Source organism: Bradyrhizobium ingae (genome assembly GCF_055791185.1).
This window is the reverse complement of record NZ_JBVUBB010000017.1, coordinates 141,907-166,936: the sequence shown is the minus strand read 5'-3', so window position 1 is coordinate 166,936 and position 25,030 is coordinate 141,907. Positions and strand designations below refer to the sequence as shown.

The 25,030-nt window shown below is 64.6% G+C and carries 25 protein-coding genes; 3 read left to right on the top strand and 22 right to left on the bottom strand.

What is annotated here, in order from left to right:
* From ACV1FX_RS23795 to rimP, 4 genes are all read right to left on the bottom strand, one after another.
* Positions 1-186 (bottom strand): hypothetical protein (locus ACV1FX_RS23795; RefSeq protein WP_473119993.1); only part of this gene is annotated, 186 nt, incomplete at its 3' end.
* 40 nt (positions 187-226) lie between these two features.
* Positions 227-910 (bottom strand): RNA-binding protein, encoded by a 684-nt coding sequence (locus ACV1FX_RS23790; protein WP_473119992.1) that lies wholly within the window; start codon positions 908-910, stop codon positions 227-229.
* A gap of 24 nt (positions 911-934) precedes the next feature.
* Positions 935-2,545 carry a transcription termination factor NusA gene (gene nusA, locus ACV1FX_RS23785; protein ID WP_473119991.1) on the bottom strand — a complete coding sequence of 537 codons (1,611 nt, stop codon included), beginning with the start codon at positions 2,543-2,545 and terminating at the stop codon, positions 935-937.
* A 2-nt stretch (positions 2,546-2,547) separates the two neighbouring features.
* Positions 2,548-3,303 carry a ribosome maturation factor RimP gene (gene rimP, locus ACV1FX_RS23780; protein WP_473119990.1) on the bottom strand — a complete coding sequence of 252 codons (756 nt, stop codon included), beginning with the start codon at positions 3,301-3,303 and terminating at the stop codon, positions 2,548-2,550.
* Positions 3,304-3,758: 455 nt separating this feature from the next.
* Here rimP and ACV1FX_RS23775 point away from each other — a divergent pair, with 455 nt between their 5' ends.
* On the top strand, positions 3,759-4,841 hold the full coding sequence (locus ACV1FX_RS23775; protein ID WP_473119989.1) for a DUF2336 domain-containing protein: 1,083 nt from the start codon (positions 3,759-3,761) through the stop codon (positions 4,839-4,841).
* Positions 4,842-4,932: 91 nt separating this feature from the next.
* Here the strand turns inward: ACV1FX_RS23775 and trmB are convergent, their stop codons facing one another.
* The 16 genes from trmB to murJ all read right to left on the bottom strand — a co-directional run bounded on the left by trmB (position 4,933) and on the right by murJ (position 20,043).
* Entirely contained in the window at positions 4,933-5,646 is a 714-nt protein-coding gene (gene trmB / locus ACV1FX_RS23770; RefSeq protein WP_473119988.1) for a tRNA (guanosine(46)-N7)-methyltransferase TrmB, read from the bottom strand.
* Positions 5,643-6,770 (bottom strand): M20 family metallopeptidase, encoded by a 1,128-nt coding sequence (locus ACV1FX_RS23765; protein WP_473119987.1) that lies wholly within the window; start codon positions 6,768-6,770, stop codon positions 5,643-5,645. The genes trmB and ACV1FX_RS23765 overlap by 4 nt, the downstream gene beginning before the upstream one ends.
* A 118-nt stretch (positions 6,771-6,888) precedes the next feature.
* On the bottom strand, positions 6,889-7,302 hold the full coding sequence (locus ACV1FX_RS23760; RefSeq protein ID WP_473119986.1) for a helix-turn-helix domain-containing protein: 414 nt from the start codon (positions 7,300-7,302) through the stop codon (positions 6,889-6,891).
* A gap of 219 nt (positions 7,303-7,521) precedes the next feature.
* The gene (lnt, locus tag ACV1FX_RS23755; protein ID WP_473119985.1) at positions 7,522-9,135 is read right to left on the bottom strand and encodes an apolipoprotein N-acyltransferase; all 1,614 of its coding nucleotides are present in this window, start codon (positions 9,133-9,135) and stop codon (positions 7,522-7,524) included.
* On the bottom strand, positions 9,132-10,250 hold the full coding sequence (locus ACV1FX_RS23750) for a hemolysin family protein (protein WP_473119984.1): 1,119 nt from the start codon (positions 10,248-10,250) through the stop codon (positions 9,132-9,134). Before ACV1FX_RS23750 ends, lnt begins: the two co-directional genes overlap by 4 nt.
* A 13-nt stretch (positions 10,251-10,263) precedes the next feature.
* Complete coding sequence (gene ybeY / locus ACV1FX_RS23745) at positions 10,264-10,761, bottom strand: rRNA maturation RNase YbeY (RefSeq protein WP_473119983.1); 498 nt, start codon at positions 10,759-10,761, stop codon at positions 10,264-10,266.
* A 56-nt stretch (positions 10,762-10,817) separates the two neighbouring features.
* Positions 10,818-11,813 (bottom strand): PhoH family protein, encoded by a 996-nt coding sequence (locus ACV1FX_RS23740; protein ID WP_473119982.1) that lies wholly within the window; start codon positions 11,811-11,813, stop codon positions 10,818-10,820.
* A 65-nt stretch (positions 11,814-11,878) separates the two neighbouring features.
* Entirely contained in the window at positions 11,879-13,276 is a 1,398-nt protein-coding gene (gene miaB, locus ACV1FX_RS23735) for a tRNA (N6-isopentenyl adenosine(37)-C2)-methylthiotransferase MiaB (RefSeq protein WP_473119981.1), read from the bottom strand.
* A 193-nt stretch (positions 13,277-13,469) separates the two neighbouring features.
* A complete protein-coding gene (locus ACV1FX_RS23730) occupies positions 13,470-14,150 on the bottom strand; it encodes an HAD family hydrolase (RefSeq protein ID WP_473119980.1) in 681 nt (226 codons plus the stop codon).
* Positions 14,150-14,605, bottom strand: coding sequence for a Fur family transcriptional regulator (locus ACV1FX_RS23725; RefSeq protein WP_254101272.1), 456 nt, complete (start codon positions 14,603-14,605; stop codon positions 14,150-14,152). The genes ACV1FX_RS23730 and ACV1FX_RS23725 overlap by 1 nt, the downstream gene beginning before the upstream one ends.
* A 38-nt stretch (positions 14,606-14,643) precedes the next feature.
* Positions 14,644-15,129, bottom strand: coding sequence for a ribosomal protein S18-alanine N-acetyltransferase (rimI, locus tag ACV1FX_RS23720; RefSeq protein ID WP_473119979.1), 486 nt, complete (start codon positions 15,127-15,129; stop codon positions 14,644-14,646).
* A complete protein-coding gene (gene tsaB / locus ACV1FX_RS23715; RefSeq protein WP_473119978.1) occupies positions 15,126-15,821 on the bottom strand; it encodes a tRNA (adenosine(37)-N6)-threonylcarbamoyltransferase complex dimerization subunit type 1 TsaB in 696 nt (231 codons plus the stop codon). Before tsaB ends, rimI begins: the two co-directional genes overlap by 4 nt.
* Positions 15,822-16,023: 202 nt before the next feature.
* The gene (locus ACV1FX_RS23710; RefSeq protein ID WP_473119977.1) at positions 16,024-16,593 is read right to left on the bottom strand and encodes a NifU family protein; all 570 of its coding nucleotides are present in this window, start codon (positions 16,591-16,593) and stop codon (positions 16,024-16,026) included.
* Positions 16,594-16,750: 157 nt separating this feature from the next.
* Positions 16,751-17,245 carry a universal stress protein gene (locus ACV1FX_RS23705; RefSeq protein ID WP_473119976.1) on the bottom strand — a complete coding sequence of 165 codons (495 nt, stop codon included), beginning with the start codon at positions 17,243-17,245 and terminating at the stop codon, positions 16,751-16,753.
* Positions 17,246-17,352: 107 nt separating this feature from the next.
* Positions 17,353-18,405 (bottom strand): tryptophan--tRNA ligase, encoded by a 1,053-nt coding sequence (gene trpS, locus ACV1FX_RS23700; protein ID WP_473119975.1) that lies wholly within the window; start codon positions 18,403-18,405, stop codon positions 17,353-17,355.
* Positions 18,406-18,492: 87 nt separating this feature from the next.
* On the bottom strand, positions 18,493-20,043 hold the full coding sequence (gene murJ, locus ACV1FX_RS23695; RefSeq protein ID WP_473119974.1) for a murein biosynthesis integral membrane protein MurJ: 1,551 nt from the start codon (positions 20,041-20,043) through the stop codon (positions 18,493-18,495).
* Positions 20,044-20,164: 121 nt separating this feature from the next.
* On the opposite strand from murJ, the gene ACV1FX_RS23690 reads away from it, so the two are divergent.
* Entirely contained in the window at positions 20,165-21,166 is a 1,002-nt protein-coding gene (locus ACV1FX_RS23690; protein WP_473119973.1) for an adenosine kinase, read from the top strand.
* A 186-nt stretch (positions 21,167-21,352) separates the two neighbouring features.
* Here ACV1FX_RS23690 and ACV1FX_RS23685 read toward each other — a convergent pair whose 3' ends face one another.
* On the bottom strand, positions 21,353-23,047 hold the full coding sequence (locus tag ACV1FX_RS23685; protein WP_473119972.1) for an AMP-binding protein: 1,695 nt from the start codon (positions 23,045-23,047) through the stop codon (positions 21,353-21,355).
* Positions 23,048-23,163: 116 nt separating this feature from the next.
* On the bottom strand, positions 23,164-24,357 hold the full coding sequence (locus tag ACV1FX_RS23680) for a serine hydrolase domain-containing protein (RefSeq protein ID WP_473119971.1): 1,194 nt from the start codon (positions 24,355-24,357) through the stop codon (positions 23,164-23,166).
* A gap of 342 nt (positions 24,358-24,699) precedes the next feature.
* Between ACV1FX_RS23680 and ACV1FX_RS23675 the strand changes: the two genes are divergently transcribed.
* Positions 24,700-25,020 (top strand): hypothetical protein, encoded by a 321-nt coding sequence (locus ACV1FX_RS23675; RefSeq protein ID WP_473119997.1) that lies wholly within the window; start codon positions 24,700-24,702, stop codon positions 25,018-25,020.
* The last annotated feature ends 10 nt before the right edge of the window (positions 25,021-25,030 follow it).

The following is a 25,030-nucleotide window of genomic DNA, read 5'->3' as shown; positions in this document are numbered from 1 at the left end:
CCCCCCCCCCCCCCCCCCCCCCCCCCCCCCCCCCCCCCCCCCCCCCCCCCCCCCCCCCCCCCCCCCCCCCCCCCCCCCCCCCCCCCCCCCCCCCCCCCCCCCCCCCCCCCCCCCCCCCCCTCCCCAACCAAAACACACCCCGTGTATAAGAGACAGCAGCAGTCCTAATCCTGATCTTGTTGTCATTGTGCGTTGCCGCACTGTCATACCGGTCGTCGTTCTGTCTTCAGAAATCCTGGCCGCGCTTTTCGGCAGTCTCGTCATCGTCCGCCATCCGGTATCGGACCAGCATCTGGCTACGTGACAAAAATGTCCTGCTCGCCGGGCCCGCGAGCAGCGCAGCATGTATCACATTTGACCTGCCCAGTGCCAAATCCAATTCTGCCGATTTCAATGCGGTGACGACGGGAATTTGTGGCTTCTCGCCGCGATTCCGCTCGTTTTGCCGCACCACCGCGTCCAATTTGCGGATTCCGTCCTGGGCTCCGTCGCTGGCGTGGATCAGGACCGCAACCGATCCCTCTTTCAGGGCGGTCTCGACCTTGCCGAAGCCGGCCAGGACCTGACCCGCCTTGGTGGCAATCGCCAGCGCCTCGGTCACACTCCGAACCAGCAGCGTTTCCGTGTCGGATGGAAGCGTCGGCGGGACGCGCAAATTGCGCTTGAAGGCTTTGGTAAAATGGTGTCGGCGGACGGCTTCCGCAACTGCCTGTCGCGAGGCCGATATCCACATGCCCCGGCCCGGCAGCTTGCGCTTCAGGTCGGGAACAATATCGCCTTGGGGTGAAACGACGAAGCGGATCAGCTCGTCGATCGGCCGGACCTTTCGGCTGACCACGCACATGCGCATGGTCGCGGACCTTTCGGTCCGCGGTCCATGATCGAGTTCGGGGTCAGCGCTGGCAAGCATCCGGGCGACATCTCCTGAGTGCCCTTAAGCCGGCTGCTGTTCAGACGCCTCGGCGTCTTCAGCGGGCTTGGCGAGGTCGGCCTCGGTGATCCAGCCGGCCTTGACGCGCGCCTGCATGATCATCGCCTCCGCGTCGTCGCGGGAGATGTCGATGCCGTCGAGCGCGCCCTTGAACTTGGTCTGCTCGCCGCCTTCCTTGCGCTCGGTCCAGCCGACCAGGTCGTCAGTGGCGCAGCCCGCGAGGTCGTCGACGGTCTTGATGTCGTTCTCGCCGAATTTCACCAGCATCTTCGAGGTGACGCCGGGCACGTCCTTCAAGGCGTCCTCGACGCCGAGTTCCTTGCGCCTGGCCTCGAGCTCGGCTTCCTGCTGCTCGAGATATTCGCGCGCGCGGTTCTGCAGCTCCTGCGCAGTCTCCTCGTCGAAACCTTCGATGCCGGCGAGCTCCTTGACGTCGACCATCGCCAGCTCCTCGACCGAGGTGAAGCCTTCCGACGCCAGCAATTGACCAACCACCTCGTCGACATTGAGCGACTCCATGAAGACGCGGGTGGAGTTCTCGAAGTCGGCCTGGCGACGCTCCGATTCCTCCTGCTCGGTCAGGATGTCGATGTCCCAGCCGGTGAGCTGCGAGGCGAGGCGGACGTTCTGGCCGCGGCGGCCGATCGCCAGCGAAAGCTGGTTGTTGGTGTCGGGCACCACGACCTCGATGCGCTCGCGGTCCTCGTCGATGACGACCTTGGACACTTCGGCCGGCGCCAGCGCGTTGACCACGAAGGTCGCAATATCCGGCGACCACGGAATGATGTCGATCTTCTCGCCCTGCAATTCGTTCACTACGGCCTGCACGCGCGAGCCGCGCATGCCGACGCAGGCGCCGACCGGATCGACCGAGGAATCGCGGGAAATCACGCCGATTTTCGCGCGCGAGCCGGGATCGCGGGCCACCGCCTTGATCTCGACGATGCCGTCATAGATTTCCGGCACTTCCTGCGCGAACAGCTTCGCCATGAACTGCGGATGGGTGCGGGAGAGGAAGATCTGCGGGCCGCGGGTTTCGCGGCGTACGTCGAAGATATAGGCGCGGACGCGGTCGCCGTTGCGGAATACCTCGCGCGGCAGCATCTCGTCGCGGCGGATGATGGCTTCGCCACGGCCGAGATCGACGATCACGCTGCCATATTCGACGCGCTTGACGACGCCGTTGACGATGTCGCCGATGCGGTCCTTGAATTCCTGGTACTGCCGGTCGCGCTCGGCCTCGCGCACCTTCTGCACGATGACCTGCTTGGCCGATTGCGCGGCGATACGGCCGTATTCCAGCGGCGGCAGCGTGTCTGCGATGGTGTCGCCGACCTGGGCGCCGGGATTGGCGCGCTGTGCGTCGACCAGTGAAATCTGGTTGGAATGATTTTCGACCTTGTCGACGACCAGCATGTGGCGCGACAGCCGGAGCTCGCCCTTCTTGGGATCGATCTCGGCATGAACGTCGGTCTCGCTGCCATAGCGGGCGCGCGCCGCCTTCGCGATGGCGTCCTCCATCGCGGCAATGACGATGCCGCGGTCGATCGATTTCTCGCGCGCAACGGCGTCGGCGATCTGCAGCAATTCAAGTCGATTGGCGCTGACTGCCATGGCTAGTCTCCTTCGTCAGGCTCGATCTCGCCGCGCCGCGCACGTTCGGCGGCCAGGCGATGTTGCTTGGTGTTGTTCGGTGCCGGCTTCTTTTTCGGCTTGGTGTTCTTGGTCGTCTTCTCGCTGATCTTGGCGTGCGCCGGTTGCGGCGGCTCCAGGCCGAGATTGCGGCGTATCTCGCGCTCCTGCGCCTTGCCGCGGCGCATGGACTCCGCGATCAGCTCATCGGTCAGGACCAGCCGCGCCTCGCCGATATCCTCCATCACCAGGAGAACGTCGGCATCCTCGCCGGCCTTGACGTCGTCGCGCGTGATGCGAACGCGGTCGCCCTCGATGCCGGCAATGGTGCCGCGGAAGCGCTTTCGTCCGTCATGGGCGACGGCCATCTCGATCTTCAACAGGTGCCCGAGATGGCGCTCGAAATCGGAGCGGCGCACCAGCGGCCGGTCGATCCCCGGCGAGGAAATCTCCAGCCGATAGGCGCGGTCGATCGGATCGGCGACGTCGAGCACCGGCGACAGCGCCCGCGAGATTGCCTCGCAATCCTCGATCTGCATCGAGCCGTCCGGCCGCTCCGCCATGACCTGGACCGTGCAGCCGGCTTCCCCGGAGATGCGGATCCGCACCAGGCGATAGCCCATGCCCTGCAGCACGGGGCCCGCGATCGCCGAGACACGCGCGGCCACGCCCGGCTCGACCACGAGCCGCGGCTCGGCCAGTAGCTCGGTATCTGTGGAACCAGCGGTCGGTTCGATCATATCAGGGGTCAAGACGCTTCTTGTGGTTAACGCTTGCTTTACGCTGCCTTAGGGAACTCGCGGGGTCGGTCGGCCTTCACAGCGGTGGTCGCCCGATCTCGTCGTCGATGCAGGTAATAAAAAAGAGCGGGTCCTTCCGGGCCCACTCTCAATACCGATCGTATGAGAAGATAAGTTGGCGCGGATATAGCGCTTTTCGCCCCTCTCGACAAGGCCCGGCCGCCCCGGAAGCGCCTTTTTATGCGGTCCCCGGCCCAAAGCGCGACGACATCAGGACGACGCGTGATGGCGCTTTAGGCCCTTGTTTGAGCATGATCTTTTCGGAAAATCGATACGCGCTTTCCCGGATCATGCTCTAACCGTTCCTTCACCAAGGATCGCCTAAATTGCCTGTTGGCGGTGCATTTTAAGGCTTCTCGTGTACTCCCGGCGTGCCCAATGCGAGTTTGCGTTTCATGACCGTTGCCACGTCGCTCATTCCCGGACTCGACGAGATCGTCAGGCGCGGTGACCCCAGGCGTCGCAGCGACATCGCGCGCGCCATCGCCGATCTGTTCTTCCAGGATGCCGCCAAGCTGAGGCCTGATCTCGTCGAGCTCTTCGACAACCTGCTGATCGACCTCGTTCCGCATGCCGATCTCAACGCGCGCATCGACCTCGCCGAACGGTTTTCGCGCGTGGCGAACGCGCCGCGGCATCTCGTCGGTCAGCTCGCGCGCGAGAACGAAATCCAGGTGGCCGGCCCCGTGCTGCGCCGCTCGCCGGTGCTCGATGAAGCCGCGCTGCTCGAGATTGCGCGCCTGAAAGGTCAGGGTCACCTTCTTGCCATGACCGAGCGGCCCGTTCTTTCCGCTGATCTTACCGATGTTCTGGTCGAGCGCGGCGATCGCGACGTTGTGCGGCGTGCTGCCGGCAATGCCGGTGCGATGTTCTCGGCAGGAGGCTATTCGGAGCTGATCAAGCGCGCGGCGCAGGACGGCGTGCTGACGCTCAAGATCGGCCAGCGCGACGATCTCTCCGGCGACCAGCTCAAGGAGCTCCTGGGCGGGACTCTCGATGTCATCCGCCGTCGTCTGTCGAGCGTGGTCAAGCCTGCGCGCCAGATGGAGATCAGGCGGGCGATAACCGAGCTCGAGGAGGCGTCGCTGCCGCAGGGTCCGCGGCGCGACTACGCGGCGGCACAGCGCACCGTGCTCGGCCTCCATCGCGAAGGCCATCTCGGCGAGAGCGCGCTGCTCGGCTTCGCCAAGGCCAACAAATATGAGGAATCCATCGCCGCGCTGTCCGCGATGTCCGGCGTCAGGCTCTCCGTCCTCGATCGCCTGATCGCGGGCGATCGTTACGATCCGATCCTGATCCTGGGCCGGGTCTTGAATCTCGGCTGGCCGACCGTGCGCGCTCTCATCCTGTTGTGGTACGGCCCGCAGCGCGCGCCCGCCGATGCCGATATCGAAGCGGCGCGAATGAATTTCACCAAGCTGATGCCGTCGACCGCCGAGCGCGTCGTCAATTTCTGGCGCAACCGCCAGGCGATCTGAAATCAAAGTAACGCACCAGGGCATCCACCCTTCGCGTCATGGCCGGGACAAAGCCCGGGCATGACGACTGCAGATCGACCGCGCGAAGAATCTACACTCGCCGGAATCGCAAATACGCCGCCCTGCGGCCCTCGCGCTCGGCCTTTCTGCCGTAGCGCGTCATGGTGTAGCCGGCCCATGGCAATCGAAAATCGTCGGCGCGCTCGGCGAGCCAGGCGAAATCCGGCGAGCGCGCGAGGCGCGACAGCGTCCAGGCGCAGTAATCGTCGATGTCGCAGACGAAGCGGAATTCGCCGCCGCTTCTAAGCACACGCGCCATCGCGGCAATGGTCTTGTCCTGGACGAAGCGCCGCTTCCAGTGCCGCCGTTTCGGCCAGGGATCGGGATGGATCAGGTCGATCCGCGACAGCGAGTCCGCCGGCAGCCAGGCGAGCAGCTCGGCGGCGTCACCCGCGAACAGGCGGATATTGCCGATATTGTGCGCCTCGATCTGCGCGAGGATCTTTGCCATGCCGTTGACATAGGGCTCGCAGCCGATGAAGCCGGTCGAGGGAAAACTCTGCGCTTCGGCTGCGAGATGTTCGCCGCCGCCGAAGCCGATCTCGAGCCGCAGCTCCTCTGCCGCAGGATCATAGATCTCGCATACGTTCGCAGGTGCGCCTTGCGCGATGTCGAGCGCGAGATGCGGCAGCAGATGCGCGACGAGGTCGGCCTGGTGTTGCCGGAGCTTGTGCCCCTTGCGGCGGCCGAAGAACGCGCGCTCGCCGTCGTCAGCGCGAGCTGGATCCGATCTGCGCTCGCTCATCGCAGCGTCTGGTACAGGCGATAGAGCAGCCGCGCGCGCGGCTCGAGCGAGGAGACGTAGAGCTGCTCATAATGGGTGTGCGCGCCCTTGCCGTCGACGCCGAGCCCGTCGAGCGTCGCGGTATGGGCCGCGGTGAAATTGCCGTCCGATCCGCCGCCGGTGTAGGTGTCGATCAGATCGAAGCCGAGCTCGCCCGCCAGCGTTTTCGCGTGCTCGTAGAGCGAGGCGCCGGAATTGCTCTTTTCGTAGGGCGGCCGGTTGAGGTTGCCCGTCACCTTGACGGTGACACCTTCGGTCTTCGATGTCAGCCCGAGAATCTTTCCGACGAATTCCTCGGCGTCGGCATTGCTGAGCACGCGCAGATCGACCTCGGCATAGGCATCTTCCGGCGTGACGTTGGGCCGCGTGCCCCCGCGCACCACGCCGACATTGACGCTGACGCCGCGCTCGAGATCGTTCATTCCTTCGAGCGCGTGGATGATATTGGCGAGTTCGCGGATGGCGCTGCGGCCATCCTCGGGCCGTGAGCCGGCATGTGCGGGCACGCCCTTGATGAAGACTTCAAAACGCCCCACGCCCTTGCGGCCCGTGACGATCTTGCCGCCGTCGCGCGCCGGCTCGGTCACCAGCACATATTTGGCCTTGCGTCCTTCCGCCTCGATCAGCGCGCGCGAGGTCGGGCTGCCGATCTCCTCGTCCGAGGTGAACATGTGGGTGATGCCGAGCGGCGAGCGGTCAGGCGTGGCGCAGAGATTACGGAATGCGTGATGGGCGATATAGGCGCCGCCCTTCATGTCGTAGATGCCGGGGCCGAAAGCGCTGTCGCCCTCGACCTTGAAGGGCAGGCGCTCGATGAAGCCCATGGGGTGTACGGTATCGAGATGGCTGAGCACGAGGATGCCGGGCCTGTCCTGTCCCCATGTCGAGCGCACCACGAGATGATCGCCGCAGCCATCGATGCCGGCGACACGTTCGGTCGTGACGGGCAAATCGCGATGCTGCTCGGTGACGACGGACATCAACTTGTTGACCTGCTCGGGCGCTTCCGTCGGCGTCTCGATCTCCACCCAGCGGCGGATGCCCTCAAGGATGGTCGCAGTGTCGAACGGATTTGAGCTGGACATGTCGTCGCCTGTGCCTCGGATGAGGAATGTCGTGGAGGATCGCGCGCCTTATACGCGGACCACATATCACGACATAGGCCAGATTTGGCGCAGCCTCATGGCCCGAATGCAGAGCGCATCAGCGCTTGTCGGGACCTTCGCGGGCGGCGATCTGCTCGACGAGATCGACGATCGAGCGGCGCAGCTTGGAATCGGCGATCCGGGTGAAGGCTCTGGTCAGCGCCAGCCCCTCGGAGGTCGCGAGGAAATCGGAGACGTAAGAGGGCGAGGCGCCTTCGCTGAATCCCTCCGGACCCGGCGTGCCGCTCGGTCCGCCCTCGAACAGGAACGACACCGGCACCTGGAGGATTTCCGCGATCTGCTGAATGCGACTCGCGCCGACCCGGTTGGTGCCCTTCTCGTATTTCTGGATCTGCTGGAACGTCAGGCCAAGCGCTTCGCCAAGCTTCTCCTGGCTCATGCCCAACATGATGCGGCGCATGCGCACGCGGCTGCCGACATATTTGTCAACAGGGTTGGGCGCTTTTGACATCTCCTCTGCCCTCCTCAGACACCTTTAGCGCAACAGGGGAGTATGCGTCAGGTGATAACGTCGCCAAAACCTCTCTTCGAATCTTTGGGGAAACATTGCGGAGAAATTTAGCAACGTTCCACTGTCTTGGTGCAGCAAGGGCAGAATGCGGAGCGCGCCGTCGATCTGTCAACCGGTGGATTACGGTTGTCAAAAGCTTACCGGCAGCGCCGCCGGCGATCAGGGAAGCCGTCTGGCAACGCGCTTGCGCACTGCAAGAATGACGGCGAGCGCGACCAGGATCGCGGCTGGAATGTCGCCGACCCTGGCGTATATGGTCGGCGCGATCGCTGCGGGCAGGCCCGAATCCAGCACGCCTTCGATGCCGAGGCCAAGGCTGGCGACGATCCGGCCGACGGGATCGACGACCGCTGAAACCCCTGTATTTGCCGAGCGAACCAGCGGCAGTCCGAGCTCGATGGCGCGCATCCGCGCCTGCTCCATGTGCTGATGGGGGCCAGTCGAAATTCCGAACCAGCCGTCATTGGTCAGGTTCACGATCCAGCCCGGCCGTTCTTCGCGTCCCGCAACGTCACCGGGAAAGATAGCCTCGTAGCAAATGAGCGGTAGCGCGGACGGCGCGCTCGGCACCGGCAGCGCATGCCGCACGGTGCCGGGAATGAAGCCGCCCTGGACCTTGGTCAGCTGCTCGAAGCCGAGCTTCTCCATCAGGTCCTGATAGGGAAGAAATTCTCCGAACGGTACCAGGTGCAGCTTGTCGTAGACTGAAAGCACGCCGCCATCATGGTCGATCACATAGATCGAGTTATAGGCGCGCGTGATTCGCGTGCCCGGCGGCAGATCGGGCGCGCGGACCGATCCCGTGATCAGCACCGTTCCCTTGGGCAGCAGGTCCGCGATTTGCGCCATCGCATCTGCTTCGCGGGTCAGGAAAAATGGAAAGGCTGATTCCGGCCAGATCAGGACCGTGGCATCGCGTACGCCAGTCGACTGGGGTCCGGAGGCGCGGTCCGACAAGGCCAGGTATTTCTTCATGACCTCCGCTTTGGCGGAGTAGTTGAATTTGGCGTCCTGCTGAAGGTTCGGCTGCATCAGGCGGAGCTTTGTGCCCGCCACCATGGTCGTCGGGTGCAGTGACAGGCGGATCGTGCCGAAGATGCCCATGACGATCAGCAACATGACCGCCGCGACCGGCGCGCGCCACGGCATTTTCTTGTCCGGCGTACGGTCGATCAGCGCCGCGGGGCTGGCGAAGATCGCGACCGTCAGGAACGTCATGCCCCACAGGCCGATCAGCGATGCCGTCTGTGCCAGCGGCAGCGGCTCGGACAGCGCATAGCCGAAGGCATTCCAGGGAAAGCCGGTCAGGGCATGGCCGCGCAACCACTCGGCGACGGTGAGACTCGCCGCGAGCGCGAGGATGCGCGCGGCATCCTTGGTCCAGAGCAGCCGCGCCAGCGCAAATCCGATCGCCGTGTAGATGGCCAGATAGGCCGGCAGGCCGAGCACCGCGAACGGTGTCAGCCAGGCAAAGGTCTGGGCATCGACGAAGAAGGCGTAGCCGATCCAGTAGAGGCCGGGGACGAAATAGCCGAGCCCGAACCAGTAGCCCGTCAGCGCCGCGGCGGGAACACCGCCGAACCGGCCGCCGCCGGCGCCGTCGATCAGCCAGACCAGCACCGGGAAGGTCAGGAACAGCACCGGCCAGGCGTTGAACGGCGCCAGCGCCAGAACAGAGAGCGCGCCGGCCGCCATGGCAATGAGCGCGCGCTTCCATCCCCAGGCGAGGATGATGGCAAGCGCGACCATCCGAAGTCGTTGCGCTGGGGTCACTGCGTGCCGGCTCCGTCGCCAGGCGGCGGATTGGGCGTGTCGCCGGATGGCGAGGTGCCTTGATCGGATGAGGGCTCGCGGCGGCGGCTTTCGCGCTGGGTGCGCGGGGCCGGACGTTCCTTGCGAGCCGCGATGCGCAGGCGCTTGACGCGGCGCGGATCGGCGTCGAGCACTTCGACCTCGTAATTGCCGGGGCCGGAGATCACCTCGCCGCGCACCGGCAGGCGGCCAACGAAGCTGACGAGATAGCCGCCGAGCGTCTCGACCTCTTCACCCGCTTCGCCGGTCACGAAATCCTCGCCGATCACGGAGCGGACGTCGTCGAGGCTCGCGCGCGCATCGGCGATGAAGGAATTGTCGAGCTGGCGCACGATCGACGGCGGCTCGTCGCTGTCGTGCTCGTCGTCGATCTCGCCGACGATCTGCTCGACGATATCCTCGAGCGAGACCAGGCCGTCGGAGCCGCCATATTCGTCGACCACGAGCGCGAGATGGATGCGCGAGGCCTGCATCTGCGCGAGCAGGTCGATCGCCCGCATCGAGGGCGGCACGTAGAGCAGCTTGCGGATGATGTTGGCGTCCTGCAGCGGCAGCGCGAGGTCGACCGCGCGCAAATCGAGGCCTGCGGGCAGCGGCTTCTTGCGCTTGGTCTTGGTGGCGTCCGAGACCCTCGCCTTGGCCGTCATGAAGGTCAGGAGGTCGCGGATGTGCACGATGCCGACGGGATCGTCGAGCGTCTCGTTATAGACCACGAAGCGGGAATGGCCCGCACTCTCGAAGCGGTCCATCAGCTCGCCGAGCGGGATGTCGCGTTTCACCGCGATGATGTCGGCGCGATGCACCATGACGTCGGCGATGCGGCGCTCATGCAAATTGAGGATGTTGCGCAGCATGGTGCGCTCGACGGCAGAGAAGCCGGCATCGTCAGGTGTCGTGGCGTCGAGCACGACCTGGAGGTCGTCGCGGACCGATCCCGCCTTCCAGCCGAACAGCGTGCGGATGGCGCGGACCAGCCAGCCTTCGGCGGTCGGACGCGCGATCTCACCCGGCTGCACCACCGCAGGCAGGTTGCGGGTGTTGCGCGGATTGTCGTGAATTGGTTCGGAATCCGCCATCTCAATCGATCCGTCAGCGCTCTGCATAGGGGTCCGGGATACCGAGTTGGGCCAGGACGTTCTGTTCGAGCGCTTCCATCTCCTCCGCGTCAGCGTCGTTTTCGTGGTCATAGCCGATCAGGTGCAGGAAACCGTGCACCGCGAGATGACTCAAATGGTGCTCGAACGGCTTCTGTTCCTCGTCCGCCTCGCGCCGCAGCGTCTCATAGGCGATGGCGATGTCGCCGAGCATGCGCGGCGCATCGCCTTCCTTCCATTCGCCCTCCGGCTGGAGCGCGGGAAAGGACAGCACGTTGGTCGGCTTGTCGATGCCGCGCCAGTTGCTGTTCAGCGTGCGGATGCCGGTATCATCGGTCAGCATCACGGCCACTTCGGCGTCCGTGACGTCGTCGTCGACGGAAGAGGCCGCGGCGGCGATCGCGCGCTGGATCACCGCTTCGGCATCGGGCTCGCTCTGCCAGCAGTCGGCAACGACGAGAACCTCGGTCATGGGAAGGTTGGAGTGCGACATGGTGCTGTTCGGAACGGACGGCGCTTTTTCCGCGTCGTTCGATCCGGATTTTCTCGCTATGGCTTGCCTGTGGCCGGCCGCTGTGCCGATCCCTCATAGGCGGCAACGATCCGCGCCACGAGCTCGTGGCGGATCACGTCCTCGGCGGTGAAATGAACTTGTGAAATGCCCTCGACGCCGCCGAGCAGACGGGTCGCCTCCGACAGGCCGGAGGTCTGGCCGTTCGGCAGGTCGATCTGCGACGGATCGCCGGTCACGATCATGCGGCTGTTCTCGCCGAGACGGGTCAGGAACATCTTCATCTGCATCGAGGTGGTGTTCTGCGCCTCGTCCAGGATGATCACGGCATTGGTCAGGGTGCGGCCGCGCATGAAGGCGAGCGGCGCGATCTCGATCTCGCCGGTCTGCAGCGCGCGCTCGACGATGCGCGCGTCCATGAGATCATAGAGTGCGTCGTAGATCGGGCGCAGATAGGGATCGACCTTCTCGCGGAGGTCGCCGGGCAGGAAGCCGAGCCGCTCGCCGGCTTCCACCGCCGGGCGCGACAGGATGATCTTGTCGACCTCTTTGCGCTCGAACAGTTGCGCGGCGTGCGCGACGGCGAGCCAGGTCTTGCCGGTGCCGGCCGGGCCGATGCCGAACACCAGCTCATGGCGCTTGAGCGCACGGATATAGGAATCCTGTGCGGCGGTGCGCGCGCGCACCGGGCGCTTGCGCAGATTGATGCTTTCGAAGGTCGACTTGGCCGATTTCGCGTCGAACTCGAACAGCGAGCCCTGGGCGATCACGGCACGGATCGCGCCTTCGACCTCGCCCTGGTCCAGATCCTGTCCCTTCACGGCCTGGGCGTAGAGCATCTCCAGCACGCGCCGCGCGGCGTCGCAGCCGTCGCGCGTGCCGCCGATGGTGATGTGATTGCCCTTGGAGTCGACGACGACGCCTAGCCGGCGCTCGATCTGCGCCAGGTTCTGCCCGTAGGGGCCGACCAGCGCGGAAGCGGCGCGGTTGTCGTCGAAGTCGATGACGACCTGGGTTTCGGGCGGAACTTGCATGTCGCGATCAAATTTGCGGCTGGGAGCGAACGAAGACGAATCCGATGCGCTTTTTGGCAAGGGTTTCAGGCTCCAGTGGCGATTGGTGATAAAGCGGGCCGCTGCGCTGGCTCCGGCGTCACGAGCTCGCCGAGCAGGCTGTAGCGTTCGAGGCTGTCGATGCGCACCGGCAGGATTTTACCGATGATGTCGGGCGATGCCATCACATGCGCGGGCTGAAGGTAAGCGGTGCGGCCGACGATCTGGCCGTCCTTGCGCGCCTCGCGCTCGAACAATACGTCGACGGTTGTGCCAATCGCAGCCTTGTTGAAGGCCGATTGCTGGGCGTCGATCAACTCCTGGAGCCGCTCCAATCGCTGGTCCATCTCGACTAGGGACACCGTCTCCTGCATGTCCGCGGCCGGGGTTCCCGGCCGGGCCGAATATTTGAACGAGTAGGCTGCAGCGTAGCCGATTTGTGTGACCAGTGCGAGGGTCGCGCGAAAATCTTGCTCGGTCTCCCCGGGAAAACCCACGATAAAATCTGATGAAAAAGCAACATCTTGGCGCACAGCCCGGAAACGGTCGATGACTTTTCGATAATCATCGGCGGTATGTTTGCGGTTCATGGCCGCCAGGATCCGGTCCGAGCCGGACTGCACCGGCAGGTGCACGAAGGGCATCAGACCGGGAAGGTCGCGGTGGGCTGCAATCAAACTGTCATCAACGTCCCGGGGATGGCTGGTCGAATAGCGCAGCCGCGCGATGCCGGGAATCTGGGCGAGATGCTCGAGCAGCTTGCCGAGCGGCCAGCTTTTCCCGTCCGGTCCCTCGCCGTGATAGGCATTGACGTTCTGGCCGATCAGCGTGAGCTCGCGCACGCCGTTGTCGGCGAGCCGCTTCACGTCGTCGACGATCTTCGCCACGGGCCGCGACACCTCGGCGCCGCGCGTATACGGGACGACGCAGAAGGTGCAGAACTTGTCGCAGCCTTCCTGCACGGTGACGAAGGCGGAAATGCCGCGCGCACGGATCGCTTCGGGCTTCGGCTGGGCGAGGAAGCCGAACTTGTCGGCCGCCGGGAATTCCGTCTCGATCGCGCGGCCGTCATGGCCCGCGCGCTTCAGCAGCTCCGGCAAATGATGATAGCTCTGCGGGCCCACCACGACATCGACGACAGGCGCGCGGCGCACGATCTCCTCGCCCTCGGCCTGCGCGACGCAGCCGGCGACCGCGATCTGCATGGTGCGGCCGCCGCGCGCCGCCTCGTCCTTGGCGACGCGCAGGCGGCCGAGCTCGGAATAGACCTTCTCCGACGCCTTCTCGCGGATATGGCAGGTGTTGAGGATGACGAGGTCGGCATCCTCTGCGCTCGCCGTTTCCACGAATCCTTCCGGAGCCAACGTGTCCACCATGCGCTGGGCATCGTAGACGTTCATCTGGCAGCCATATGATTTGATGTGCAGCTTGCGCGGCGGCGTCATGGAACCCGGTTTTGAGGTGGAGAACGGCCCTCAGATATAGGTTGGAAGGGGGAAAATCCAGCGATTGGAGGCCCCTGGGCCGTCATTCCGGGGGGCGATGCCAAGCATCGAACCCGGATTCTCGCGCCAAAGCCTCTGAATTCAGGGTTCACGCACTTTGCGCGCGCCCCGGAATGACTTTGAACGGGTGAGATCAGCCCACAGCAGCGTCCGCATTCACCCGCCGGACCAGGTCCGGCAGTTGTCGCATATCGTCAAAAGTCAGGTCGGCGCCCGCCTGACGCAGCACGTCAGCGTAGCCTGGACGACAATGGCTGCCCCCGTAAAAGCCGAACACGGTCATCCCGGCCGCCCGCGCGCCGGCAATGCCGGCCACGCTGTCCTCGATCACGACGCACCGCTCGGGCAGGACCTTCATTTCGCTGGCCGCAAACTGGAACAGGTCTGGCGCCGGCTTGCCGTGTTTGACCTGCGAGGCCGAAAAGATGTTCGGCGCGAGGCGCTCATAGAGCGAGGTGATCCCTAAGCTCACGCGCATGCGCTGATGCGAGCCGCTGGAGGCCACGCACACGCGTTGCGTGACCTGGTCGAGCACGTCGTGAATGCCGCGAATCGCCTCCAGATCGCGTTTGAACGTGCCGAACAGCTCATCCTGCAGATCGGTGTGATAGATGTCGGGCAGCTTGCGGCCTAGCTCGGCCTCGATCTCGAGATTGGCCTGCCGCGTCGAGCGCCCGAGAAAGCGCGCGAACACCTGCTCCGACGTAATCGGATAGCCGTGCCGGCTCAGCACGTCAGCATGCGCCTGACAGGAGATGACCTCGCTGTCGACGAGCACGCCGTCGCAGTCGAAGATGATGAGATCGATGGGCACTAGTTCTGGGGCTTGTCGTCGTCGAGCGGGACGCAATAGAGCTCGAGCCGGTGATCGACCAGCTTGTAGCCGAGCTTGCGGGCGATCTCCGCCTGCAGCTTTTCGATCTCTTCGGAGGTGAACTCGATCACCTTGCCGTCGCGCAAATTGATGAGGTGATCGTGATGGCTGTCACGCATCTGCTCGTAGCGCGCGCGGCCTTCGCGGAAATCATGGCGCTCGATGATGCCGGCATCCTCGAACAATTTTACCGTGCGATAGACGGTCGAGATCGAGATCTTGTCGTCGACGGCGACGCAGCGCCGGTAGAGTTCCTCGACATCAGGATGATCCACAGCTTCCGCGAGCACGCGGGCGATGACGCGGCGCTGCTCGGTCATGCGCATGCCGGTGGCGGCACAGCGCGCCTCGATGCCGGTCGCCTTGGTCGCGGAAGAATGTTTGAGTACGGTCATAGGGTTGTCTGCCTTGCCGGCGCTTTGTTGAATCGATGTTACGACAAGTCACGTCGCATCAGAAGTGCGTTCAATTGTTCCCCGTTCGCCTGCTTATAGTAGCGTTCGCGGCGCCCGACCACCATGAATCCGACGGCGTCGTAGAGCGCCCGCGCGGGCCGGTTATTTTCCTCAACTTCGAGAAATATAGTGCGCACGCCGCGGCCGGCGAGGTGGCCGAGATGGGTGAGGAGCAGCGCGCGGGAGAACCCCCGACCGCGATAGGCCTGGTCGACTGCGATGGAGAGGATTTCCGCCTCGTCCGCGCCCATCCGCGAGACCGCAAAACCGATCGTCCTGCGGCCCAATCGCAGGCGATCCACCTGCGTGTTGCGCTCGCTCATCATGCTTTCGAATTCGCCTTCGCCCCAGCCACGCGCAAAGGACGCGCCATGCAGCTCGGCAAGCCTTGCGGCGTCGCGCGCGGTCGCGCCCTCGACGACGGCGCTGCCGCCGCGCCACCATTGTGCGAGCCAATTCATCATGAGGTTGCGGCGTGTGCTGCGAGCGGCGGATTGGCGGCCGGTTTCGCATCGGGCGCGCGCAGGTAGAACGGACGTGCCGGTGTGGTGTCGGGATCAGCGGCCGCACCCAGCCAGGCCACCCAATTGATATCGGGCGCTCCTTGCGGATCGACGGCGATCGGTCGGGCTGCGTCCTTTTGCCAGCGATCGGCGAGAATTTTGGCGGCATTGCCGACCAGATGCGGTGCGCCGAATTGCGAGGCGGCAATCGCCTCGTCGACACTGGCAACTCTTGGCCGCACGAGCTGGGTGCCATTGCCGGCGACGATCTGGAAATAGACGTGATCGTGCCGCGCATCGATCGCGGAGATGACAGGCGCCGGCCTGTTCTGGCTGACGACGGCGGCAGCATAGGCAGACAGCGTCGTCAGACCCACCGCCGGCTTGCCGGCGGCGAGCGCAAGTCCGCGCGCTGCCGAGATGCCGACACGCAGGCCCGTGAAGCTGCCGGGACCGGTGGTGACCGCGATGCGGTCAAGGGCGGTGAAGCTGAGCTCGGCCGATTGCATCACCCGCGCGATCAGCGGCATCAAGGCTTCCGCATGCCCGCGCTTCATCGGCAGTGATTCCTGGGCACGCAGTTCGGCCGTTTCGGTGTCGAGTACGGCCGCGGCGCAGGCGTCGAGCGCAGTATCGATGGCAAGGATCAGCATGAAAGAACGAATGGCGAGTGGTGAATGGTGAACAGTCTAGCGAACCAAGCGTCCATTCGCCATGCGTCACGCACTATTCGCAGCCCCCTGCTATCGCCGCACTTCGTAGAGTGGGCAAAGCGAAAATGTGCCCACCACTGCTATTTCACCTTGGACGGTGGACACGGTGCACTGCGCCTTTGCCCACCCTACGATACCTTGATCACATCGGCCGAACTTCGACCACGTCGGGCACGAAATGCTTCAAGAGGTTCTGGATGCCGTGCTGGAGCGTCGCGGTCGAAGACGGGCAGCCGGAGCAGGCGCCCTTCATGTTGAGATAGACGACGCCGTCCTTGAAGCCGCGGAAGGTGATGTCGCCGCCGTCATTGGCGACCGCCGGCCGCACCCGGGTCTCGATCAGGTCCTTGATCATGTCGACCGTCTCCGCATCCGCCTCGTCGAAAAATTCATCTTCCTCGTCGAGGTTGTCGTCGCTGGCGGTCACGCCATCGGCGAGCAGCGGCGCGCCGGACATGTAATGCTCCATGATGGCGCCGAGGATCGCGGGCTTGAGCTGCTGCCATTCGCCGCTCGCCTTGGTCACGGTGATGAAATCGCTGCCGTAGAACACGCTGGTCACGCCGGGCACGTCGAACAGCCTTTCGGCCAGCGGCGAGCGGGCGGCGGCCTCGCGCGAGGCGAATTCCATCGGGCCGCCGTCGGAGACGACGCGGCCGGGAATGAACTTCAACGTAGCGGGATTGGGGGTGGCTTCGGTCTGAATGAACATGGTTTTCTCCGGACGTCGCCGGTTCAAGGCCGGCGCGTGCACTCTCAGTACCAGATGGCGACGCCAAACGCACGGTCAAGGGGCGGGCGGAGGAGTTTCGCTGCGGCATCAGCGGGTTAACTCCCTCTCCCGCCCGCGGAGCGAGGTGAAGACCACCTCACGAGAGCGCGTCGACCTCGGGGTCGCTCAGTTCGCCCGAGATGATCGTGACCGGAATCGGAAAGGTGCCGACCGCATTGGCGAGCATCGCGACGAGCGGCCCCGGTCCCTCGGCGCCGGGATTGGCGGCGAGCACGAGCATCGCGATATCAGGGTCCTGGTCGATGACCTCGAGCAATTGTTCCATCGGAGCACCCTCCCGGATCACGCGCTCGGGCGTGATCGCGGCGATGCCGTTGGCGCGGCCGGCAGCGCGGTCCAGCGCGGCATCGGCCGCCTCCTGCGCCTCGGCGCGCATGATGTCGGCGACACCCAGCCATTGCTGGTTCTGGTCCTCGGTCTCGATGATGCGCAGCATCACCACGCCGCCGCCGGCGCGGATCGCCCAGCGGCTCGCGTAATAGACCGCGCGATCCCATTCGGCGGTGTCGTCAACGATGACAAGGCATTTGGGCTTGTGACCCGGCTCGAAGCATCGTCGCTTGCTGCTCATGCATGTCCCGGCGTATCCCCGCCTGGCATGCTGCCACACTCCCTTTGTCTTTGGGAGAGGGACGTTGGTCGGCACCGCGGCGTCGGCCAACTTCGCAGGCGCAAAAATCAGCGCTTGCGGATGAAGCCGACGATGTCCTTGGAAAGCGCCATGGTCTCATCCGCAATCGCGCGTGCGCGGTCGGCGCCATCGTTCAGGATGGCGTCGATATGGCCGGGGTCGGCGACCAGGCGCTTCATCTCGCCGGCGATCGGCGCCAGCTTCGTCACGCAGAGATCGACCAGCGCGTTCTTGAAGCTGGAGAACTGGCCGCCGCCGAAATCGCGCAGCACGTCGGCCTTCGGCTGGCCCGACAGCGCGGCGAAGATGCCGACGAGATTGTCCGCCTCGGGCCGCGCTTCCAGGCCCTTTTCCTCCGTCGGCAGCGGCTCCGGATCGGTCTTCGCCTTGCGGACCTTCTGCGCGATGGTGTCGGCATCGTCGGTCAAATTGATGCGCGAATAGTCCGACGCATCCGACTTCGACATCTTCTTGGTGCCGTCGCGCAAAGACATCACGCGCGTCGCCGGTCCGGTGATCAAGGGTTCCGGCAGCGGGAAGAACAGGCCGTCGCCAAAACCGTTGCTGCGGATCGAATCGCCGAAATCATTGTTGAACTTCTGCGCGATGTCGCGCGAGAGCTCGAGATGCTGCTTCTGGTCCTCGCCGACCGGAACATGGGTGGCGCGATACAGCAGAATGTCGGCCGCCATCAGCACGGGGTAATCGTAGAGGCCGACTGAGGCGTTCTCGCGGTCCTTGCCGGCCTTCTCCTTGAACTGGGTCATTCGGTTGAGCCAGCCCATGCGCGCGACGCAATTGAAGATCCAGGCGAGCTCGGCATGGCCGGCGACCTGGCTCTGGTTGAACACGATGTGCTTTTTCGGATCGATGCCGGCCGCGATGAATGCCGCGGTCACCTCGCGGGTGTTGCGCGCGAGCTCGGCCGGTCCGCCCCAGACGTCCACGCCTTGCGTGATCGCGTGCATGTCGACGACGCAATAGATGCAGTTGTGGGTTTCCTGCATCTTCACGAAGTTGACGATCGCGCCGAGATAGTTGCCGAGGTGCAGATTGCCCGTCGGCTGGACGCCCGAAAAAACCCGTTCAACGAATGGCATGGTAAGCTTTCCTGGCAAGCCTTCCTGAGGTCGACGGGCCGTCGTTTCCAACAGCGGCGCTGCTCCGTCAAGTGTAATTCGCAAGCCCTACGTGCCCCGGTTCTGGTGCGCCGGCCGCTTCAAGGCGGCAACGGCCTCGCGCCAGGAGGCGATACCGAACAGTTTCAGGAACAGGCCGTAGGCGATGAGGCCTCCCGCGATCTGAAGGCCGAGAACGATCAGCCCGAGCAGGCTGCGGCCGCCGGCGGGCGTAATTGATGTCGCGAGCCAGAGCAGGGCACCCATGAGAAGCGCAGCGAGCGCGATCCGCGGCAGCCGCTTGCGGGCGGCGTCGTCGACCGCGAAGCCGAATTCGGCGGCGCCTTTGCGAAGCAGCGAGAGCGCGCTGCTCCAGGCGCCGCACGCAATACTCGCCGCGATGCCCGTCGCGCCGAAGACATGGCCCAGCACCAAGGCGAGCGCCACAGCGACCACGAATCCTTTTGCGGTTGCGATCAGTGGTGCCATCGTGTCGCCGCGGGCAAAAAAGGCCGGCGACAGTGCCTTGATCAGGACATGGGCCGGCAGGCCGAGCGCCAGCGCCATCAATGCGCGTGCGGTGGCCGCACTGTCGCCTGCCCCGAACGCGCCATGCTCGAACAATAGCCGCACGATCGGCTCGGCCAGCACGATCAGGCCGAGGGTCGCCGGCAGCGCGAGACCTGTGGCGAGCTCGAGCGCGCGCGATTCGGCATGCGCCACGGCGCTGCGGTCGCCGTTGCCGGTCGCGCGCGTCAGCTCCGGCACCAGCACCGTGCCCATGGCGACGCCGACGATGCCGAGCGGCAGCTCGATCAGGCGGTTGGCGAAATAAAGCCAGGAGACCGCGGACGGCGTTGCGGAGGCGATGATGGCGCCGGCCACCATCAGCCATTGCGGCCCCGAGCTTGCGAGCATGCCGGGGATCGCCTTGGCAAAGAAGCCGCGCATCTCCTTGTCAAAGGTGACGCGCAAGGGCGTGGCGAGGCGCGCGCTGCGCTGCGAGCCCAGCATCACCAGTTGCAAGAGGCCGGCGATGCCGACGGTCGCGGCAAGCGCCCATGCGGCGAAGACCGCATCGGCATGTCCGAGCAGGAGAGCCGCGATTGCGATGATCAGCGCGATGTTGAACAGCAGCGGCGAGAACGCGGTGAGCGCAAATCGCCCCTGTGCATTGAGCAGCCCCATCAACACCGTGACCGGGCCAGCAAAGGCGAGGTAAGGCAGCATCAGCCGCGCGTTGGCCACGGCGAGATCGCGCGTGTCGCTTCCGGCAAAACCCGGTGCGATGACGGTGATGATCAGCGGCATCACGAGCGCGATCGCGATCGATGCCACGATCAGCGCCGCACTGATCGTCCCCAGCACGCGGCCGGCAAAGGCCGCCGCGGCCTGTTCGCCGTCGCGCTCGCACGTGCGCAGCCAGGCCGGGACCAGAGCGGCATTGAGCGCGCCTTCGCTGAGCAGCCGGCGCACCACGTTGACGAGCTGAAACGCGGCCAGGAACGCATCGGCCACCGCGCCCGTGCCGAGCAGCGCCGCGATCAGGGAATCGCGCGCAAAACCGAGCAGCCGCGAGGCCAATGTTCCCGTCGAGACTGTCAGGAAGGAGCGGATCATCTGGCCTAATACCGTTGCTTGCTCGCGCGGGGTCTAACGTGATAGGCCGCGAGCCAAGTTTTCGAGCTGATACGAAGCGGATTTTCCGCGTAACCGCAATCGGGCAACAGGATCAAGGTGAATGGCTGACGCGAAATATGACGTTCTCGGGATCGGCAACGCGCTGTTCGACGTGCTGGTCAGGACCGATGAGGCCTTTCTCGCCAAGCATGGCATGACCAAGGGCAGCATGTCCCTGATCGACGAGTCGCGCGCTGCCGCCATCTACAGCGACATGGGGCCGGCCACGGAAGTGTCGGGCGGCTCGGCCGCCAACACCATCGTCGGCGTTGCGAGCCTGGGAGCGCGGGCGTCCTATGTCGGCAAGGTCAAGGACGACCAGATCGGCAAGCTCTACGTGCACGACATCCGCGCCGCCGGCGTTGCCTTCGACACGCCGGCCGCCAAGGATGGTCCGGCCACCGGCTGCTCCTACATCCTGGTGACCGCGGATGGCGAGCGCACCATGAACACCTATCTCGGCGCGGCGCAGGATCTGTCGCCCGCCGATATCGATCCGGCCGAGATCGCGGCCGCGCGCATCGTCTATCTCGAGGGTTACCTCTGGGATCCCAAGAACGCCAAGGATGCCTTCGTCAAGGCGGCGAAGATCGCGCATGATGCGCGCCGCAGGGTGGCGCTGACGCTGTCGGATTCATTCTGCGTCGACCGCTATCGCGACGAATTCCTGTCGCTGATGCGTAACGGCACGGTCGATATCGTGTTCGCCAACGAGGCGGAATTGCACTCGCTGTACACGACGTCGGACTTCGACACCGCGCTCAAGCAGCTCCGCAACGACGTCAATCTCGGCGTCGTCACGCGCAGTGAGAAGGGCTGCATGGTAGTGTCGTCAGAGGACGCCGTCGCGGTGCCGGCTTCGCCGATCGACAAGCTCGTCGATACCACCGGCGCCGGCGATCTCTTCGCCGCCGGTTTCCTGTTCGGCCTCGCACGGGATCTCTCCTACAAGCAATGCGGCCAGCTCGGCGCGCTCGCCGCCGCCGAAGTCATCCAGCACATCGGCGCCCGCCCGCTTGTGTCGCTTAAGGAGCTCGCGCAGCAGCGCGGGCTGACGGTGTAGGCACAGCTCTATCCTCCGTCATTACGAGCGAAGCGAAGCAATCCAGACAGTCTCCGTGGAAAGACTCTGGATTGCTTTGTCGCTGCGCTGCTCGCAGTGGCGTAGCTTGTGGTGCTGACGTTTCGCACTTTCGCTGTCATCACCCGCCTTCGCGGGGAATGACAGCGTCGTTTGACATGACAGTCCTCACGCCGTCTTCGCCGCCTTGAGCCCGAGCCGCTTCTCCACGGCATCCCGCATCAAAAATTTCTGGATCTTTCCCGTCACCGTCATCGGGAATTCGTCGACGAACTCCACATAGCGCGGGATCTTGTTGTGGGCGATCTGGCCCTCGCAGAAGGCGCGGACCTCCTCGGTCGTGAGCTTCTCGCCCGACCTGACGCGGATCCAGGCGCAGAGCTCCTCGCCGTAGCGCGTATCCGCCACGCCAAAGATCTGCACGTCCTGGATCTTGGGGTGACGATAGAGGAATTCCTCGATCTCGCGCGGATAGAGGTTTTCGCCGCCGCGGATCACCATGTCCTTGATGCGTCCGACGATGTTGCAATAGCCCTCGGCATCGATGGTGGCGAGATCGCCGGTGTGCATCCAGCCATTGGCGTCGAGCACGTCGGCGGTCTTCTCCTTGTCCTCCCAATAGCCGAGCATGACGCTGTAGCCGCGGGTGCAGAGCTCGCCGCGTTCGCCGCGCTCGACGATCTTGCCGTCGAGATCGATGACCTTGACCTCGACATGCGGATGGATGCGGCCGACGGTCGAGACGCGGCGTTCGAGCGGATCGTCGACCGCGCTCTGGAAGCTCACCGGGCTGGTCTCGGTCATGCCATAGGCGATCGTGACCTCTCCCATGTTCATCTCGGTGTTGACGCGCTTCATCACCTCGATCGGGCACGGCGCCCCGGCCATGATGCCGGTGCGCAGCGATTTCAGATTGAACTTCGAGAACTCGGGATGATCGAGCTCGGCGATGAACATCGTCGGCACGCCGTAGGCTGCGGTGCACTTCTCCTGCTCGATCGTGCGCAGCGTTGCCAGCGGATCAAAGCCTTCGCCGGGATAGACCATGGCCGCACCGAGCGTGACGGAGGCGAGGTTGCCCATCACCATGCCGAAGCAGTGGTAGAGCGGCACCGGAATGCAGATGCGATCCGTCTCAGTGAGGCGCATCGCGCGTCCCGTGAAATAGCCATTGTTGAGGATGTTGTGATGGGTGAGCGTCACGCCCTTGGGGGAGCCGGTCGTGCCGCTGGTGAACTGGATGTTGACGGGATCGTCGAACTGCAAGGACGCGCCGAGCGCCGCCAACTGCTCGCGGTGACGGTTGCCGCCCATCCGCGCGACCTCGTCGAACGGGATCGTGCCTGGGACGGCAGGACCGCCGATCTGGATGACGATGCGCAAATCCGGCAGCCGCGCGGCGTGCAACTGTCCGGGCCTGGCGCCGGCAAGCTCCGGCAGCAGCGTGTTGAGCATCTCCATGTAGTTGCTGGTCTTGAAGGCCGTCGCGGTGACGATCGCCGCGCAGCCGACCTTGTGAAGCGCGAATTCCAGCTCACTGAGGCGATAGGCGGGGTTGATGGTCACCAGGATCAGTCCGGCCTTGGCGGCCGCGAACTGGGTCAAGGTCCATTCCGGGCGGTTCAGCGACCAGATGCCGATCCGCGCCCCGCGCTCAAGGCCGAGCGCAAGGAAGCCGGCGGCGAGCGCGTCGACCCGTTCGGCAAACTCCTTCCAGGTCCATCGCACGCCGTGGCTGGGCGAGACCAGCGCCTCGCGATCGCCCCAGCGCCGCACGGCCAGGTCGAGGCTGCGGCCGATCGTGTCGCCGAGCAGCGGCGTATCGGAGATGCCACAAACGTAGCTGTCAGCTTTGTCCGCCAAGGTCGTGTCCTCCAGCCTGGTTCATGATGGCCGCGTGCCCCGAGGGCGAGGGCCTTCGGGGCACGGTACATCCTGTTCTCGGCGCGCGCGACAGGGCGCGCCTTAGACTTAAGGGGCTATGCCGCCCTCTGGCCGCTTCCGGCATCGAGCCCGGCATAGACGCCGCGCTCGAAGCCGGCGTAGGCCTCGAGGCACTCCTTGTCGACGAATGGCAGGAGTTGCATCAGGATGACGCCGGTAACGTCGCGTGACGGGTCGATCCAGAAATAGGTGTTGGCAAGTCCGGCCCAGGCGAGGCTGCCGGCGCTGCGGCCTTCAGCAGTCTTGACCGTGTTGATGAGGAAGCTGAGGCCCCACTTCTTCGCCTGCTCCGGGTAGAGATCGACGTCGTTGGTGTACATCGGTGCCACGGACGTCAGCTTGGTGACGTTGAGATCGCCGATGTGGTTCTGGCTCATGGTCGAGATCGTCTCGGGCCGGAGCACCTGGTTGCCGTTGCCGCGGCCTTTGTTGAGGATCATCTGGGTGAACTTGATGTAGTCGCCCGCCGTCGAATAGAGGCCGCCGCCACCCATGTGGAATTCCGGGTTCTGTTCGATCTCGAACGCGATCGGCGCCAGCGATCCGTCCTCGCCGCGTGCATGCGTTGCGACCAGCCGCTGGCGCATGTTGTCGGTGATCTTGAACGCCGTATCGCTCATGCCAAGCGGCGCGAAAAGATTGTCGCGCAGGTAGGCATCGAGCTTCTTGCCGCTGACGGCTTCCACGGCCTTGCCGACGAAGTCGATGTTGATGCCATATTCCCAGCGTGTGCCGGGATCGGACATGATCGGCGTCTTCAGCGCGACGTTCTGGCAGGAAAAGATGTTCGGGGTCCCGGTCTTCTCCAGATATTGCGCGCAGTCGCCGTTCCACACGTTGTAGCAGAAGCCGGCAGTATGGGTCAGGAGCTGACGTAGCGTGATCGGTCTCGATGCCGGGCGCAGCTTGGGCGCGCCGCTGGCGTCAAAACCTTCGAGCACCTGCACCGAGGCGAGGTCCGGCAACACTGTGTTGATCGGCGCTTCGAGCGAGAGCTTGCCCTGCTCTACCAGTTGCATCGCGCCTGCCGCGGTAACCGCCTTCGTCATCGAGGCGATCCAGAACACGCTGTCCACGGTCATCGCATCGGGCTTGGACAGGTCACGCTTGCCGAACGCGCCTTCATACAGCACGTCCTTGCCGGTCGCGGCGATGGCGACGACGCCGGGAATGGCCTTCGCATCGCACTTCTGGCGCAGAACCTGATCAATCTGGGCTTTGCTTTGCATGCGCGTTTCCTCCGGTTTGATTATTGTTGGAAGCGATCGATTGTCCTCCCGCCAACCACGTGCGGCAAGCATCTCAATCCCCGCGCCGTTCGCGATGTCGTGACTTGACGGCGGATCACCTGCGAAGGACGACAAGCGAACCAAACTGCAACACCTCGTCACAATCTGCGGTGGATGGGTGCACTTCGCCGAGACCCCGCAGGGTATCAGGCGATATGCTCCCGACATACTGCTGTGAAACATATTGTGCACCAAGGCGTTCAGAACACGGCCAAATCGTCGCGGCCGACCGAGGATTTGAAGCAAATGCTGGCGGCTTCGATTGCCGCAAGGGGGCTGAAAATGATTTCGACCTGGAGCGAATGGAAACGCTATCCCCGTGCCGGACGGGGCGACAACCTTGAGGCGCCGATTTCGCCGGGCATCTATGAAGTCCGGATCGCGGGCACCGGCGCGTTACATTCCTTCGGAGCGGTCGACAATCTGGCGCAAGCTCTCGCACTGCTGCAGGTCGGCTCGAAATCGTGGTTTGGCCGGCGCACGGCGACGGCCCTGCCGGATCTCGAATACCGGACCTGCGCGACCTCGACCAAGGCCGACGCAAAGGCGGCCGCCGAGCGCATGATCGGCCGGCGCGAGACTTATATGAGCGGCGCCGCCTAAGGCAGCGCCG

Coding starts and splice junctions, on each gene's coding strand:
- ACV1FX_RS23750 (WP_473119984.1), bottom strand. CDS start 10,250: ATGGCGGATTCCGAACCAATTCACGACAATCCGCGCAACACCCGCAAC.
- ACV1FX_RS23705 (WP_473119976.1), bottom strand. CDS start 17,245: ATGAGCAGCAAGCGACGATGCTTCGAGCCGGGTCACAAGCCCAAATGC.
- rimP (WP_473119990.1), bottom strand. CDS start 3,303: ATGATCGAACCGACCGCTGGTTCCACAGATACCGAGCTACTGGCCGAG.
- miaB (WP_473119981.1), bottom strand. CDS start 13,276: ATGACGCCGCCGCGCAAGCTGCACATCAAATCATATGGCTGCCAGATG.
- nusA (WP_473119991.1), bottom strand. CDS start 2,545: ATGGCAGTCAGCGCCAATCGACTTGAATTGCTGCAGATCGCCGACGCC.
- ACV1FX_RS23690 (WP_473119973.1), top strand. CDS start 20,165: ATGGCTGACGCGAAATATGACGTTCTCGGGATCGGCAACGCGCTGTTC.
- trpS (WP_473119975.1), bottom strand. CDS start 18,405: ATGCCATTCGTTGAACGGGTTTTTTCGGGCGTCCAGCCGACGGGCAAT.
- ACV1FX_RS23775 (WP_473119989.1), top strand. CDS start 3,759: ATGACCGTTGCCACGTCGCTCATTCCCGGACTCGACGAGATCGTCAGG.
- ACV1FX_RS23710 (WP_473119977.1), bottom strand. CDS start 16,593: ATGTTCATTCAGACCGAAGCCACCCCCAATCCCGCTACGTTGAAGTTC.
- ACV1FX_RS23675 (WP_473119997.1), top strand. CDS start 24,700: ATGATTTCGACCTGGAGCGAATGGAAACGCTATCCCCGTGCCGGACGG.
- trmB (WP_473119988.1), bottom strand. CDS start 5,646: ATGAGCGAGCGCAGATCGGATCCAGCTCGCGCTGACGACGGCGAGCGC.
- ACV1FX_RS23680 (WP_473119971.1), bottom strand. CDS start 24,357: ATGCAAAGCAAAGCCCAGATTGATCAGGTTCTGCGCCAGAAGTGCGAT.
- ybeY (WP_473119983.1), bottom strand. CDS start 10,761: ATGTCGCACTCCAACCTTCCCATGACCGAGGTTCTCGTCGTTGCCGAC.
- ACV1FX_RS23725 (WP_254101272.1), bottom strand. CDS start 14,605: ATGACCGTACTCAAACATTCTTCCGCGACCAAGGCGACCGGCATCGAG.
- ACV1FX_RS23765 (WP_473119987.1), bottom strand. CDS start 6,770: ATGTCCAGCTCAAATCCGTTCGACACTGCGACCATCCTTGAGGGCATC.
- ACV1FX_RS23760 (WP_473119986.1), bottom strand. CDS start 7,302: ATGTCAAAAGCGCCCAACCCTGTTGACAAATATGTCGGCAGCCGCGTG.
- murJ (WP_473119974.1), bottom strand. CDS start 20,043: ATGATCCGCTCCTTCCTGACAGTCTCGACGGGAACATTGGCCTCGCGG.
- ACV1FX_RS23740 (WP_473119982.1), bottom strand. CDS start 11,813: ATGCAAGTTCCGCCCGAAACCCAGGTCGTCATCGACTTCGACGACAAC.
- rimI (WP_473119979.1), bottom strand. CDS start 15,129: ATGATGAATTGGCTCGCACAATGGTGGCGCGGCGGCAGCGCCGTCGTC.
- ACV1FX_RS23790 (WP_473119992.1), bottom strand. CDS start 910: ATGCTTGCCAGCGCTGACCCCGAACTCGATCATGGACCGCGGACCGAA.
- tsaB (WP_473119978.1), bottom strand. CDS start 15,821: ATGCTGATCCTTGCCATCGATACTGCGCTCGACGCCTGCGCCGCGGCC.